11 protein-coding genes are annotated in these 13,514 nt (G+C 68.6%); 5 read left to right on the top strand and 6 right to left on the bottom strand.

Annotated elements, in window-relative coordinates; all coding sequences use genetic code 11:
- Positions 1-128: 128 nt before the first annotated feature.
- Positions 129-1,631, bottom strand: coding sequence for an aldehyde dehydrogenase family protein (locus tag BKN51_RS13865; protein ID WP_257791131.1), 1,503 nt, complete (start codon positions 1,629-1,631; stop codon positions 129-131).
- On the opposite strand from BKN51_RS13865, the gene BKN51_RS13870 reads away from it, so the two are divergent.
- Entirely contained in the window at positions 1,545-2,474 is a 930-nt protein-coding gene (locus BKN51_RS13870; RefSeq protein WP_101608038.1) for a hypothetical protein, read from the top strand. The genes BKN51_RS13865 and BKN51_RS13870 overlap by 87 nt on opposite strands.
- A 124-nt stretch (positions 2,475-2,598) precedes the next feature.
- On the opposite strand, the gene BKN51_RS13875 is transcribed toward BKN51_RS13870, so the two are convergent.
- Positions 2,599-4,932 (bottom strand): chitobiase/beta-hexosaminidase C-terminal domain-containing protein, encoded by a 2,334-nt coding sequence (locus BKN51_RS13875; protein ID WP_101608039.1) that lies wholly within the window; start codon positions 4,930-4,932, stop codon positions 2,599-2,601.
- A 189-nt stretch (positions 4,933-5,121) separates the two neighbouring features.
- Positions 5,122-5,577, bottom strand: a complete 456-nt coding sequence (locus tag BKN51_RS13880; RefSeq protein WP_101608040.1) for a hypothetical protein — start codon at positions 5,575-5,577, stop codon at positions 5,122-5,124.
- 166 nt (positions 5,578-5,743) lie between these two features.
- On the opposite strand from BKN51_RS13880, the gene BKN51_RS13885 reads away from it, so the two are divergent.
- From BKN51_RS13885 to BKN51_RS13895, 3 genes are all read left to right on the top strand, one after another.
- Positions 5,744-6,574, top strand: coding sequence for a peptidoglycan-binding protein (locus BKN51_RS13885; RefSeq protein ID WP_101608041.1), 831 nt, complete (start codon positions 5,744-5,746; stop codon positions 6,572-6,574).
- Between the two features lie 123 nt (positions 6,575-6,697).
- Positions 6,698-7,321 (top strand): cyclodeaminase/cyclohydrolase family protein, encoded by a 624-nt coding sequence (locus BKN51_RS13890; protein ID WP_101608042.1) that lies wholly within the window; start codon positions 6,698-6,700, stop codon positions 7,319-7,321.
- Positions 7,318-8,151, top strand: a complete 834-nt coding sequence (locus tag BKN51_RS13895) for a bifunctional 5,10-methylenetetrahydrofolate dehydrogenase/5,10-methenyltetrahydrofolate cyclohydrolase (RefSeq protein ID WP_101608043.1) — start codon at positions 7,318-7,320, stop codon at positions 8,149-8,151. The genes BKN51_RS13890 and BKN51_RS13895 overlap by 4 nt, the downstream gene beginning before the upstream one ends.
- On the opposite strand, the gene BKN51_RS13900 is transcribed toward BKN51_RS13895, so the two are convergent.
- A complete protein-coding gene (locus BKN51_RS13900; RefSeq protein WP_101608044.1) occupies positions 8,132-8,725 on the bottom strand; it encodes a TetR/AcrR family transcriptional regulator in 594 nt (197 codons plus the stop codon). The genes BKN51_RS13895 and BKN51_RS13900 overlap by 20 nt on opposite strands.
- A gap of 113 nt (positions 8,726-8,838) precedes the next feature.
- Here BKN51_RS13900 and BKN51_RS13905 point away from each other — a divergent pair, with 113 nt between their 5' ends.
- Positions 8,839-9,579, top strand: coding sequence for a class I SAM-dependent methyltransferase (locus tag BKN51_RS13905; RefSeq protein ID WP_101608045.1), 741 nt, complete (start codon positions 8,839-8,841; stop codon positions 9,577-9,579).
- A gap of 44 nt (positions 9,580-9,623) precedes the next feature.
- Here the strand turns inward: BKN51_RS13905 and BKN51_RS13910 are convergent, their stop codons facing one another.
- Both BKN51_RS13910 and BKN51_RS13915 read right to left on the bottom strand, forming a co-directional pair.
- Positions 9,624-11,075 (bottom strand): cellulose binding domain-containing protein, encoded by a 1,452-nt coding sequence (locus tag BKN51_RS13910; protein WP_101608046.1) that lies wholly within the window; start codon positions 11,073-11,075, stop codon positions 9,624-9,626.
- Positions 11,072-13,417: a cellulose binding domain-containing protein gene (locus BKN51_RS13915; RefSeq protein WP_233223162.1), complete on the bottom strand. Its 2,346-nt coding sequence runs from the start codon at positions 13,415-13,417 to the stop codon at positions 11,072-11,074. Before BKN51_RS13915 ends, BKN51_RS13910 begins: the two co-directional genes overlap by 4 nt.
- Between the last annotated feature and the right edge of the window lie 97 nt (positions 13,418-13,514).

Here is a 13,514-nt window from a genome sequence, read left to right on the forward strand (position 1 = left end):
CAGATCCGCTCCGCCGGGACGACGGCGTTGCGAAAGCCACGTTCGCAACGTTGAAGGTTGTGAACGTGGCTTTCGCAACGCCTACCCTGCGGCCGACGCCTTCACGCGTCCCTACCACTCACGAGGACTCAGGCGAGCGGCTTGTCCAGCACCGCCTTCACGTGGCTGAAGTTGTCGATCGAGTAGCGGCCGTGATAGCGCCCCATCCCGCTCTCCCCCACTCCGCCGAACGGCAGCTCGGGTGCCGCGAGATGGATGATCGCCGCGCCGAACACCAGGCCACCCGACGACGTCTCCGTCTCGATCCTGCGCTTCGTTTCGTCCGACTCGGTGAAGGCGTACAACGCCAGCGGCTTGTCGCGTTCGTTGACGAACGCCAGTGCCGCGTCGACGTCGGGCACCTCGATGATCGGCAGGATCGGGCCGAAGATCTCGTCCAGCATCACCGGGGCGTCCGGGGAGACGCCGGTGAGCACGGTGGGCGCGATGTACTTCTCGTCGCGGTCGGACTGGCCGCCGACGACCGCGGTTCCGTTGTCCAGCAAGGCGGCGAGCCGGTCGTAGTGCCGGGTCGAGATGATCCGGCCGTAGGAGTCACTGGTGGCCGGGTCCTCGCCGAACATCCTCTCGACGGTCTTGGCCAGGTGCTCCGCCAGTTTCGGACCGGTGTCGCCGATCGCGAGGACGTAGTCGGGAGCGACGCAGGTCTGGCCCGCGTTGGCGAACTTGCCGTAGGCGAGGCGCAGCGCGGTCACGGCGAGATCCGCGCCCGGCTCGACGATCACCGGGCTCTTCCCGCCCAGTTCGAGTGTGACCGGCGTGAGGTGTTTCGCCGCCGCGGTCATGACGATCCGGCCGACGGTCCCGTTCCCGGTGTAGAAGATGGTGTCGAACTTCTGCTCCAGCAGCGCGGTCGTCTCCGGAATCGCTCCTTCGACGACGCGGACGCCCTCGACGTACTTAGGCAGATGTTCGGCAATCGCGGCGGAGGTGTTCGGCGACAGCTCGCTCGGCTTCACGACCGCGCAGTTGCCCGCCGCCAGTGCTCCGACCAGCGGCGCCAGCACCAGTTGCAGCGGATAGTTCCACGGCCCGATGATCAGCGCGACCCCGAGCGGTTCGCGGACGACGCGAGCATTCCCCGGCCGCAGCGGCCGGGGAATGTCGGCGGGCTCCGGATTCAACCAGGAGTCGAGGTTCTCCAGCGTGTGGTCGATCTCGTTGCGCACGAGCGCGATCTCCGCGCGCTTGGCCTCGGCGGCGTTTTTGCGAAGGTCGGCGTAAAGCGCCTTGAGGAAGACGTCCTCCTGCTCGGACAGGAGCGTGCGCAACCCCGTGAGCTGCGTTCGCCGCCAGGCCACTGGTTTGGTGACACCGGAACGGAAGAGTTCCCGCAGGTCATCGACGACGGCGGGCGCTTCACTGCTGCTCATGGCTCCGAGCCTAACAATGCGAACCCGACGGGGTGATACACAGAGGAGTGAGAAACGCCGAACGCGAGAAGTTTCATAGCAGGCTGGAATTTCCGTCGAGAGGGGAATTCCATGCGCAGATCTCTGATCCTGACCGCGTGCGCCGTCGTCGTGCTCGGTGTGGCGTCCGCACCGGCCGCGTCCGCGACCGTCGAGCAGGAGCCCGTGTGCACCGTCAACGGCACTCCGACCCGGGGCATCGACAAGGGTGATCACTTCGACATCGAGGGCACGCCCGCCAACGACGTCATCAAGTGCCACGTCACCGACCTGAACGACGGCGAGGAGTCCGTCATCGTCTACGCCGGGGACGGCGACGACGACGTCTTCTTCGGCGGTGTCTACCCCGCTCAGAACGACGGTCCCCCGGACACCATCAACCTCGGAGCGGGCAACGACACGTTCTCGTCCATTGTCGACACCCGCGCGGCGAATCTCGGCATCGTCAACGGGGACGACGGCGACGACACGATCACCCTCGGCAGGGAAGGGTACGACTTCGGCGCGCACGGCAACGACGGCGAGATCCACGGCGGCGCCGGGAACGACGCTCTCACCCTCTACGGCGGCAACGCCACCGACAACGTCAACATCGCCAACGCCGGCACCGGGATCGTCACCGGTGACGCGGGCGACGACACCATCGTCCTGCAGGGTGGGCGCAGCGGGAACACCAAATGCGGCGACGCGGCCAACAGCGGCACCGTCGACGGCGGCGAAGGCGGCGACAAGATCACCCTGACCGGCGGTGAACCTCGGCTCGAGACGTGCGACACCGCGACCGGTGAGGCCAACGGCAACGATGTCGCCGATCCGGAACTGGCCGGAAAGGTACTCGGCGGCCCTGGCCTGGACACGATCACGTTGACCGGCGGCCGCAACAGCGACACCGGCAGGCAGGCACCCAGCAACGACGAAGAAGGCGAGGTCGACGGTGGCGCCGATGGCGCTACCTGCGTCTTTTCTCCGGAAAGCATCGGTGAGGTCGCCAACTGCTCCTGACCGTCGCCGGGCGGTATAGGGCGTTATACAGAAGGAGCTGAAGGGCGCTTTCCCCGCGTGCCATGCGGGGAAAGCGCCCTTCGCTGCGTGAGATGCGGGGAAAGTCCCCTTCAGCTCTGGGACGTCACGGGTAGCTGACCAGGTTGCTCGGCGTGGTCCCCGGCGGGGTCACCGCCCCCGCGTCGTTGATCACGTGGGTGATGGTCCCCTTGTAGTTCAGCGAAACCGTCACCAGGTTGTGGAACCGGACGCCGGAGCGATTCGGCACCTCGAACGCGTGGTACAGGTTCACCGACGGGTTGTCGTTGAAGAAGCAGTAGCTGCCCAGTCCCCACGCTTCATGCGTGGTCACGTTGTCCCCCACCTTGTAGGCGGCGTACCCGTTGAGCCCGTTGGGACTCTTCCATCCGGCCTGATCCGGGACGTCGTAAGGGATTTCGTTCTGGAAGAAGATCGTCCGGCCGTTCTGGCCGTTCCAGATCACCTGGTACTTCTGGTAATGCTCGACGAACAGACCGGTCGCCAGCACGTTGTCCCCGTTCACGACCACCCCGGTGTCGCCGGTGTTGATCGGCCAGCCATAGGTGCCCGCGTTGCCGTGGTCGGCCCGCCAGGCCCAGATGTGGTCGATGATCGTGTCACGACTGTTGACGATCAGGCTGTTCGTCGCCTTCCCCGCGATCTGACCGCCGATCCGGAAGAACACGTCCTGCAGGGTCGTCGGGTTGGCCGAGTGGTTCGCCGTCGAGCCCGCCGGGCCGACGGTCAGCAACGACTGCGAGTTGGTCGTGCCGGCGTCGAACAGCAGGCCCTTGAGCCGGACTCCGTCCACATCGGCGACCTTCATCGCGTCCACCCCGTTGTCCGGCACGAGCGTCGGATACCCGACCCCGAGGACGACGGTGTTGGCTTTGGTCACGTTCAGCGTCTGGTTGAGGTGGTAAACGCCCGGTGTGAAGAACAGGTTGCAGCCTTGGGAAAGGGCGTTGTTGATCGACGAAGCCGTGTCCCCCGCCTTAACGACGTAGAACTGGCTCATCGGCAGCGAACTGCCCTGGGTGCCGCCGTTGGCCCAGCTCGGCCCGGAAGCGTTGGTACGCAAGGAAGGCTGGAACACACGGTACTTGCCCGAACTGTCGAGGTAGAGATACGGGACGTCGCGGGACACCGGCGTGGTGCCGAGCGTGGTCTCCGGCGGGTTCGGGAAGGTGTTCGCCGGGGCGCCGTTCGTCCCGGAGAACACCATGTTCCAGACGCCGCCTTCCCAGCTGCCGTAGCTGCTGTCGCGGGTGTACCACTGCTGCTGCGAGATCGACGCGGTCTTGCCGGAGACCTTGGTGTCGGCGGTGTACCCGCCGCTGGCGAAGCCGTAGCTGGCCGGGAAGAGGTTCAGCCCGCCGCGGATGTCCATCCGGCGGAACGGCGCGGCCTGCGCGACGGCCCAGCGGGTCGCGCCACTGCTCGGCACGACGGCGAGGTTTTCCGCCGAGCGCCAGAAGTTCTGCAGCGCCACACCCTTGTCCGACTCGTTGAAGGCGTCGACGGTCACGTCACCGTTGATGACGACGTCGCCCGGGTTCTGCCCGAGACCCGCGACAGAGGTGTAGTAGCCGACATCGTCGTGGATGCCGTTGTACACACCGGGCTTGAACAGATGCGCGTACCGGCGTTCGGTGAACTGCGCCGTCAGGGTGTCCTTCTGCGCGTTGAAGTCCGCGTCGAGCTTGGCCTGGATGGACGACGCCGACATCGCCGGGTCGAAGATCCGCACGTTCGGGCCGAAGTCCGGGACCTCGGCCTGGGCGGGACAGGTCGCCTGCGTCGATCCGATCGTGTAGCTCGCCGAGGCGACCGGGGAGGTCGTCGAGCCGGATTTGAGTGCGATCGCGGAAACCGTGGAGGACGCGGAGACCGTGATCGGCCCGGTGTACTGAGTGGACGACGCGGTCGGCGTGGAGCCGTCCACCGTGTACCGGATGGTCGCGCCCGCGGTCGCGGTCGACAACGTCACCGAGCGGGCGCTCGGATAGCTGCCGCCCGGCGGGTCGAACGTCGGCGAGGCGACGGTCGTGCCGCTGCCGCCGTGGGTGTAGCCGAAGTGCGGGGTGTCGTACTGCGGCCCGTTCTTCTCGTAGGTGAACCAGTAGTCGAGCACGGTGCCGGCGGCGAGCGAACCGACGGTGTGCCGCCAGGTCCCCCCGTTGTCGGTCATGCGGACGTTCTGCTGCCCCACTCCCGGAACACCGGTGTAGTGGATGTCGACGTACCGCGCGGTCGTCGCCGGGGTGAAGGAGAACTGTGCCTGGGTCGCGTTCAAGGACGCGGCACTCTGGCTGTAGTCGGCGGCCGCGGCGGTGGCGCCGCCCAGACCAGTGGCGATCAGGAGTGCGGAGAGGCCGAGGGCGAGCACGCCCCGAACCCCTTTCCGCCGTTTGGGCTGCACAAAGATCCGGTTCACGTCGTGACACCTCCGGCGTTGGAAATCCACGGGCGAAGCAATTCGTTGCGCGCCACAACAAAGTAGCCGTCCGTGCGATATGTCCAGATCACGCTTCGGTAACAGTGGTGGTCCAAACCACTGACTGCTCCCACCGGAGGCCAGGCGTACGGCCGTTCGGCGTCCTCGGGTGGCGCGATCGGGTGCCTGTCAGCGGTCCGGGACGACGTACAGCGTCGACGCTTCCCCGCCGTGCATGGCGCTCAGGCTGGCTTGGCAGGCTCGGAGCACCTCGCGGCTCGCGACCGTGTCCGGCGGGACGCCGCATCCGTCGCAAAAGAGTTCGACCGATCCCGGGAAGGTCTCGTCGACCTCGACGTCGATCGTGCGATCGCACCGGCGGCACCATCGGTGCCCGGTGACGACCAGGACGTGCATCGGATCGGAGACGCAGCGATGCACCCAGGAGCGGTGGACGTAGCAAGTGGTCCGGACGTGCGCGCTCAGCCCGTGTTCCTCGGCCACGTCTTCGGCGGCGAGGATCGCGGCCAGCCGCCGGTCTTCGATCTCCCCGTACAAGTCCCGGCGCCGGGCCGGAGGTGCCGCGTCCGCCTCCGCGAGCAGTCTGAGATGAGCCCTTGAGGGTGGCGAAGTCCGAAGCACCATGTGGGTCTCAACCTTTCGGCGTCCACCGGAAGTCTTATCAGGTCACTTCCGATTTCGCCGGAGTGACACCCGACCGGGCGACAACGGCGGGTCCGTTTGTACGGCCCTTGTATTCGCGCTGCTCATGCTGACCGGACAACGGGCGAGTTCGTTCAGGAGGCAGCAAGTGTTGACCAAGGTAGCCGTGCTCGCGACCGCGACCGCGCTCTCGTTCGGCGTGGCCGCACCGGCCAGTGCCGAACCGGCCGCGGCCGCGGTGCCCGCGGCCAGCATGGAAGCGGTGCTCAAGGCCGCGCAGATCGACCCGCGCCGGGCCGACAGCGCCTTGACCCCCGGGGCCAAGGACAGCGTGCTCCTGGTGGAGCAGGCGCTGGCGGCCAAGGGATTGCTCGACCAGCAGTACGTCGACGGCCACTTCGGCACGTCGACGATCACCGCGTACTCCAGCTACCAGAAGTCGCTGGGGTACACGGGAATCGACGCCTCCGGCCTGCCGGGCAAGACGTCGCTCGAGAAGCTCGGCGACGGCCGGTACACGGTGACCGCGACGGTCTCGGCGGGGAGCCGCCTGACCTACCACGGCAAGACCATGAACACCCGGACCAAGGCGATGCTGGTGAAGGCGGAGGGCCTGCTCGGCAGGCAGCTCACCATCACGCAGGGCTCGTACAACCCCGGCGGTGTCGGCGCTTCGGCCGGTACGCACGACGGCGGCGGCGCGCTCGACATCGGCGTCGAGGGCATGTCTTCGGCCACGCGGACCGACGTCGCGAAGAAGCTGCGTCAGGTGGGCTTCGCGGCTTGGGTCCGGACCCCTGCTCAGGGTTTCGCCTATCACATCCACGCGATCGCACTGTCCGATCCGGACCTGTCGTCCGGCGCGCAGCACCAGGCCGGTGACTACTACCTCGGCTACAACGGCCTCGCGGGCCGCGGTTCCGACGACGGCCCCGCCGTCTCGCCGAAGGTCACCTGGGAGGAGTACCAGCGCGCGTGACCCCGCTGCCCGAAGGCCACCTCCGCCGACGTTGATCATCGGCGAAAGGTGGCCTTCGGGCCGTCCGCGAACGCCCGGGTAGGCTTCGGCGCGACGGCGAAATCAGCGGGAAGGGAACATCGCGTGGAGGCTCAACCGGTCGGTCAGTGGCTCGACGAGCTGGCTTCGAAGGCCTCGACGCCCGGTGGTGGCGCGGCGGCCGCGATGAACGCCGCCGTGGGTGCCGCCCTGGTCTCCATGGTGTGCAACCTGACCATCGGCAAGCCGAAGTACGCCGAGCACGAGGCGACGATGACCGAGGCCCTCGCCAAGGCCGAAGACCTCCGCGCCCGCGCGCTCGGCCTCGCCGCCGACGACGCCGCCGCGTTCGACGCCGTGGTCGCCGCCTACAAGCTCCCCAAGGCGACCGACGAGGAGAAGCAGGCCCGCAGCGCCGCCATCCAGGCCGCCCTGGTCGGCGCGGCCGACGTCCCGCTGCGGACGGCCGCCCTCGCCGCCGAGGTCGTCGATGTCGCCGCCTCGATCCTCGAAGGCGCCAACACCAACGTCATCTCCGACATCGCGGTCGCCGCCTCCTCCGCCAAGTCCGCGCTCGAGTCGGCCGTGGTCAACGTCGAGGTCAACCTCGCGTCGATGTCCGACGAGCAGCTGCGCAAGGAGACCGAAGCCCGGCTCGCCGAGCACACCCCCGCCGCCGGGCGCGCCGACGCGCTCGTCGCCGCCGTCCGCGAGAGGATCGCCCGATGACGCTGATCGACGGGCGCGCGATCGCCGCCGCCATCACCGCCGAGGTCACCGAGACCGCCGCCAAGCTGCGCGAGTCGGGCACCGCTCCGACGCTGGCCGTGCTCGTGCCGACCGATGATGACGCCACCGCCTGGTACGTGCGCTCGATCGAGCGCGCCGCGAAGAAGGTCGGCGTCGACTGCCGGGTGGTCCAGCTCGAGAAGCCGACCGGCGAGGACGTCACCCGCGAACTCGACAAGCTGTCCGCGGACCCCTCGGTGCACGGCATCATCTGCCAGACCCCGCTGCCCGAGGGCGTGACGCTCGACCACGTCGGCGCGCACATCGACCCCGCCAAGGACGTCGACGGCGCCAACCCGGTCAGCCTCGGCCGCCTCACCGCGGGCCTCCCGACCTACGCTCCCGCGACCGCCGCCGCGGTGCTGGAGATCCTGAAGCGTGAGCAGGTCGCCCTGTCCGGCGCTCAGGTCGCCGTCGTGGGCCGCTCGACCGTCGTCGGCAAGCCCGCCGCGCTCCTGCTGCTCGGCGAGAACGCGACCGTGACCGTCTGCCACTCCCGCACCAAGGACCTCGCGGCGGTCACCAGGACCGCGGACGTCCTGGTCGTGGCCGTCGGCCGCGCGCACTTCGTCGGCGCGGACCACGTCAAGCCCGGCGCCGTGGTGATCGACGTCGGCACCAACCCGACGCCCGAAGGCGGGCTCGTCGGCGACGTCGATCAGGCCGCGGTCGAGGGGATCGCGGGCTCGATCACGCCGGTCCCCGGCGGCGTCGGCCCGGTCACCACTTCGCTGCTGCTGCGGCACACGGTCACCGCCGCGCAGGCCTGACCCCGGAGCCGACGACGGCGGCCACGGTCTTCCGGACCTGGGCCGCCTCCGGCCTGGCACCCGTGCGATCGGCGAACAGCAGATGCGTCGCGCCGATGAGCGTCGCCGCGAGCGTGTCGACGTCGGCGTCCTCGGCGATCCTGCCCGCTTCGCGTTCCGCCTTGAGATAACCGGCGATCATCACGGCCGCCTGCGTCAGCACCGGGACCCCGGCCGGCCACTCGCGGCGCAACCGGGCACGGAGTTCGTCGCGGAAGATCACGAGCGGGACGATCGCGACCGCGACCGATTCGAACACCGCCGTGAGTGCCTCCGCGAGGTTGTCGACGACCGTTCCGGTACCGACGGCCTGGTGAAGGCTCTCTTCGTCCAGCTTCTCGACCCGGTCCAGCACGAACTCGGCGAGGAACGCGTCGAAGTCGTCGAAGTGCCGGTGCAGCACGCCTTTCGCGCAGTCCGCCTCGGTGGTCACCGCGCGGCTGGTGAGACCGCTCGGCCCGTCTCGCAGCAGAACGCGTTCAGCGGCGTCGAACAACTGCGCGCGCACGGCGCGCAGGGCCACCCCGGTCGGCATACGGCTCCTTCGCGTTGACGAGTGGGCAAGTGCCCACTTAAGGTGGGCGCATGCCCACTCTACCGTCGGGGCAGGAGCCTCACCGTCATCGGCAGGCCGCGGAATCCTTCGGCGTGGACGCCGAACGCTACGACCGGACCAGGCCCGCCTATCCCCCGGAACTCATCGACCACCTCGTCGCGGCCGCTCCCGGCCTCGAAACCCTCGACGTCGGCGTCGGCACCGGAATCGAAGCGCGCCAGTTCCAGGCGGCGGGCTGTCACGTGCTGGGCATCGAACCGGACCCGCGGATGGCCGAATTCGCCCGCCGGAGCGGGATCGACGTCGAGGTCGCGAAGTTCGAGGCCTGGGAACCCGCCGGACGCCGGTTCGACCTGCTCGTCTCCGGGCAGGCCTGGCACTGGGTCGACCCGGTGGCAGGCGCCGCCAAGGCCGCCGAAGCCCTCCGGCCGGGCGGGGTCTGGGCCGCGTTCTGGCACGTGCCCGAACCACCGGAAGAGGTCACGGACGCCCTCGCGGACGCGTACCGCCGGTTCGTCCCCGATGCCCCGATCGACCTCAAGAGTGTGCCGAAACAGCCCGCGGACCCGTATGGGCCGCTCATCGCGAAGGTCGCCGACGGCCTGCACGAAGCAGGCGGCTTCCGCGAACCGGAGCGAATCCGCCACGACTGGGATCGGGTCCACACCCGCGACGAATGGCTGGACCAGCTCCCGACGTTCGGCTCGCTCACCTGGGTCGAACCCGGTGCGCAGCAACAGATCCTCGCCGAAGTCGGCGAGGCGATCGACCGGCTGGGCGGCCGGTTCACCACCCGCTACGCCACCGTCACGATCACCGCGGTCCGGGACTGACGCGCCGGTGGCGGGAGCCGCGCCGCTCCCGCCACCGGCGTCCGTCAAGGCGTGACGGGGATGTTGGTCAGCCCGTTCACCGCCCTGGACACGGTGTTGGACGCGTGGACGACGTTGGGCCGTTCCGGGCACTTCGAAGTCGACGTGATCTTGATGGCGTACTGGCCCACGCCGCCGAGATCGGACTTGTTGCCCCGCCAGACGTTCCCGCAGCCGTTGGGGAAGGACGGGGTGGTGCCGGGGTTGTGCGTCTCGTAGCCGTTCACGAACGTCCCCGGTGCGGCGAAGGTGCCGGTGTTGTCCTCGATGACGTAACCGAATCCCTTGACGTCGACCCAGGAATCGGCCGAGTTCTGCCCGGAGATCCCTTGGCCGTCGAAGGTGTTGCCCCGGATGACGCCGCCTTCGGTGCCTTCCTTGACGTCGATGCCCTCCGCGGCGACGTACGGTCCGATGTGGTTGCCGAGCACCTGGATCCGGTCGCTGCGGTCGACTCCGCCGGAGTTGCCGTGGCACGCCCAGTTCGAGTTCGCCGAGCCGAGGTAGACGCCCTCGCCGTAGCCCGCCTGCACGAGGCCGGTGTGGCTGATCGTCGAGTCACGGATGACGCTGTCGGCCGACGAACGCCGGAAGTGGACGGCCTCTTCGTCGATCCGGTGCACCCGTACCCCGTCGATCACGGTGTGGTGCGAGTTGTCGGCGACGATGCCCTTCTTCGACTCCTGCACGGTGAAACCCTGGAGGTGCCAGTACGGCGCACCGTAGAGCCAGAATCCGTACCCGGAGTCCCAGCCCGCCGTCGGCGCCGGGCAGGAAGGTGCCTCACCCGAGGGGCCGTCGTTGATCAGGACCGCCGTCGACGGCCCGGTCACCGTGATCGGCGCACCGGCCGTCCCGGGTTTCGTGGCCATGAAGGAACCCCGGTAGGTTCCGGCGGCAAGCCGGATGGTCTGACCAGGGCTCGCGGCCGCCAGAGCGGCCTGCAGCTCCGCCGCCGTGTCGACGTCGACGACATCGCCCGCGGGCACGGTCGTCGTGGTGGTCGGTGGTTTGCTCGTGGTGGTCGTCGTGCTCGGCGGCGTGGTGGTGGTCGGCGCCCCTCCCCCGCACGGGCTGCCGTTGACCGTGCATCCGGTCGGCAGGCCCAGTCCGGCGGTGTTGAAGCCGAAGCTCGCCGTCCCGCCGGGTTTGATCGTGCCGTTGAAGCCGGCGTTGGTGACCTTGTAGTGCTGCCCGGTCCTGGTCAGCACCGAACTCCACGACGCGGTGATCGCCGTCCCGGCGGGCAGATCGAACTCGATCGTCCACTGTGTACTGTTCGCGTCCCCGGCGTTGGTCAGTGTGTACTTCCCGCCGTATCCGCTGTCCCAGGCCGAACTCTGGGCGAACACGGCGGACAGGCTGGGCGCGGCGGCCTCGGCGGAGACGACGGCGCCGAACAGGCCCGCCACCGACGCCGTGGCCGCGATCGCGGCGAGCAGTCGTTTCCTCGTCATTCCGTGCCTCCGCATTTCGTTCCGGCGATCGAACACGCGACCGGGAGTGCCTGACCGGCGGCGTTGAAGCCGAACGTCGCCGTGCCGCCGGGTTTGACGCTTCCGTTGTGCGACGCGTTCCCGAACCGGTGGTGCTGGCCGGTCTTGGTCAGCACCGAACTCCAGGAACTGCTGACCGTCGTCCCCGCGGGCAGGTCGAACTCGACCGCCCACGAACCTACCGCCGCCGAACAGCTGTTGGTGATGGTGAAACCGGCCCCGTAGCCGCTGTCCCACACCGACTTACGGGCGAACGCCGCCGTCAGGCAACCGCCGGGATTCGAGCTGGTCGTGGTGGTCGGCGTCGTCGAGGTCGGTGTGATCGGCGTGGTCGGCGTCGAGGTCTGGCCTGTCGACGAGGACGGCGGAGTCCCGTCGACGGACTTCAGGAACAGCGACGGCGCGGCGTCGGTCTTGGTCGCGTCGACCCCGTGTCCTCCGGTGTAGTCCCGCTGCTCGTTCTTCGCCCAGTCGGCGATCGGCGTGCCTCCGACGTCGAGGTGCTTGTACGCGGTGCCGTCCCACCCGAAGGCGTACACGCGATGGCGGTCGGCGTAGAAGTCGTTATACGGGCCGTTGTCCGTGAGCTGTTTGGTCATGGCGTTGTTGAAGAACACGTTGCGAGGGCCGGTGGCACCCGACCATTTGACGGCCTTCTTGCCCGCGCCCCACCAGATCGGGAACCAGTTCGAGTCGTCGGGACCGCCGCCGCCCTCTTCACCGCAGTTGGCCCGGCAGTTCCCGGAGCGGTGCGCGTAGGGGACCTTGACCGTGTTGAGCTCGAAGAGGTTGTTGCGTTCCCAGCCGCCGTGCAGGTTCAGGTCGGAGTCGAACGAGTTGCCGATCACCACGTTGCCCGAGGCGGACCACTGGAAGGTGAAGTGCCGCAACAGGGTGGAGGTGTTCCCGGCGTAGAGCGAGTCCCAGACCCGGGAGCCGCGGAAGTAGCCGTTGCCGCCCTTGCCCTTGTTCCACGAGCCGTTGAGTTCGTTGTCGACGATCTGGAGGTTCTTGGCCTCCTCGGTGACGATCGGATGCGATCCGGTCAGGTCGGCGCGGATGCCGCGGACCCAGGAGTTCGCCGCCCACTTGAACACGATCCCGTGCATCTCGGCGGCGGGCGCCATGTTCCCGTAGTTGTTGTTCGCCTCGGCCGGGTTCAGGCCGGGCATGTCCTGCGTGAAGCCGAGATTCTCGAATCCGACGCCGAGCACCGGATCGACCAGCGGCGCCGCCTTCGAGTCGTAGGTGGCGCCGTCGATCGGGGCCGAACCGTCCGAAGTGGAGTTCACCGGGACGTCGTACTCGAGCGGTTTGTCGAGGGTGATGGTGCGCGCGGACGTGTCGAGCGCCGCGATGGTGAAGATCTGCTGGCGCATGTGCATGTTCAGCAACGGGAACGTGGTCGGCGTCGCCTGCTGCTGCTCGTAGAACTTCTGCGAGTTGGCCGCGCGGATGTTCACCAGACTCCCGGCGGCGAGCGAGGTCAGGGCGCCGCTGCTCGCCAGGTGGACGACACGGTCCCCCGTCCGCGCGGCGAACGCGGTGTCACCCGGTTTGCCGCGCAGCTTCACCCCGGCCTTCCAGTGGACGTTGATCGTCCCTTCGAAGATGTCCTTGCGGTTGGCGGGCGCCGAGGTGTGGTCGCTCGCGTAGGACGAGTGCACTCCCCTGGACTGGACACGGAACAGCCCGCGCCCCGGCCAGAGCCAGCCGCCCTTGCCCGCGCCCGAGGTCATCCCGTCCTCGTCCCAGTCGGAACCGTCCGGGGTGAGGGTGTCGTACCGGGTGTTCGCGTCGGGCCGGTAGACGAACTTCGTCGCGTCCTTGCCCGCGCCGCGCAGGATCAGGTAGTCGGCGTCGACGTGGATCTCGTGCGTGACGTCGAACCGGCCTGCCGGGAAGGTGATCGTGCTCAGCTTGGTGTAGCTCCCCGACGGCGAGCACGCGCTCTTGATCCCGTCGATCGCCGCCTGGATCCCGTTCGTGTCGTCGGCGCCGTCGTCGGGTTCGACGTTGTACTGGGCCGCCAGTTCCGCGGCGGTGACCTGGCAGGCGGCGTTCGGATTCACTTCACCGGAGCCGGGCAGCGTGGCGCCGCCCCGGTACCCGGCCTTGGACCAGTCGTAGAGTCCCGCGACCGGCGCGCGGCGGTTGGCCGCGCCGACATCGAGGCCGGTCAGCGCGCCGGGCCCCGGCGCCGCGTCCGCCACGTCGGGCGGTACCTGCAGGAGTGCGGCGGTGGCGACCACGGCGGCGACCGCCGGGAGGACGGCACGACGAAGAGGACTTTTTCGGGACACCCGAAACCTCCGTGACGGACTGACGGAAGGTGTTGCGGCGTGTACACCCGGACTCCGTCTTTATAGTTCACGTCCCTGTCACTCGTCAACGGATGTG

Origin of the sequence: Amycolatopsis sp. BJA-103, assembly GCF_002849735.1 — a bacterium.
In the GTDB taxonomy this organism is placed as follows: domain Bacteria; phylum Actinomycetota; class Actinomycetes; order Mycobacteriales; family Pseudonocardiaceae; genus Amycolatopsis.

Bases quoted from the DNA above. Each gene is read 5' to 3' on its own strand.
- BKN51_RS13870 (WP_101608038.1), top strand. From the start codon at position 1,545: ATGCGCAGATCTCTGATCCTGACCGCGTGCGCCGTCGTCGTGCTCGGT.
- BKN51_RS13880 (WP_101608040.1), bottom strand. From the start codon at position 5,577: ATGGTGCTTCGGACTTCGCCACCCTCAAGGGCTCATCTCAGACTGCTC.
- BKN51_RS13895 (WP_101608043.1), top strand. From the start codon at position 7,318: ATGACGCTGATCGACGGGCGCGCGATCGCCGCCGCCATCACCGCCGAG.
- BKN51_RS13900 (WP_101608044.1), bottom strand. From the start codon at position 8,725: ATGCCGACCGGGGTGGCCCTGCGCGCCGTGCGCGCGCAGTTGTTCGAC.
- BKN51_RS13910 (WP_101608046.1), bottom strand. From the start codon at position 11,075: ATGACGAGGAAACGACTGCTCGCCGCGATCGCGGCCACGGCGTCGGTG.